Source organism: Streptomyces sp. SID5464, assembly GCF_009862985.1.
Lineage (GTDB): Bacteria > Actinomycetota > Actinomycetes > Streptomycetales > Streptomycetaceae > Streptomyces > Streptomyces chartreusis_D.
Genome location: NZ_WWIQ01000004.1, coordinates 1,070 through 1,597, shown reverse-complemented (window position 1 = coordinate 1,597; position 528 = coordinate 1,070). Strand labels below are relative to the sequence as shown.

The 528-nt window shown below is 69.5% G+C and carries 2 pseudogenes; both read left to right on the top strand.

The window, feature by feature from the left end:
* Window positions 1-210, top strand: a pseudogene (locus GTY47_RS03600) (2,3-dihydroxybiphenyl 1,2-dioxygenase); the annotation flags it as partial.
* 35 nt (window positions 211-245) lie between these two features.
* Window positions 246-528, top strand: a pseudogene (locus GTY47_RS03595) (fumarylacetoacetase); the annotation flags it as partial.

Genomic DNA, 528 nt, shown 5'->3' with positions numbered 1-528 from the left:
GACGGTGACCTGTTCTCCAGCGACGTCGAGCCCGGCTGGGCGCCCATGTCGACCAGCGGGCTGGCCCAGTGGGGCCCGCCGGTCACCCGTGACTTCCTCGGCGCGAGCCCCTCCCCGCAGCGGGTCCGCGACGTCATCGAGGCCCTGCGCGGCGACAACGAAGTGGACCCGGCACGACTTCTCGGCCTGCTCAAAGCAGCCAACTCCTGAACCTTCGCCCGCAATCCCCTCACAAAGGCACTGACATGAGCACCAATGTCCTGCGCACCGCTGACGGCTGGTGGGTCGTCCGATGCGACCGAGCCGTCCCGGTCGAGACCAAGGCCGTGACCACCGCTGAGCTGCTGGCCGACCGCGCCGCGGTCCACGAGGCCGCCAGCTCCGACGAGTCGGGCACTCCGGTTGCCGACCTGGTCGCGCTCTCGCCGGTGACCAGCCCCTGTCGGGTGGTCGCACAGATGGTCAACTACCGCAGTCACGCCCGCGATTCGGGCTTCAAGGGAGAGATCCCGCCTGCCTTCTTCCGCA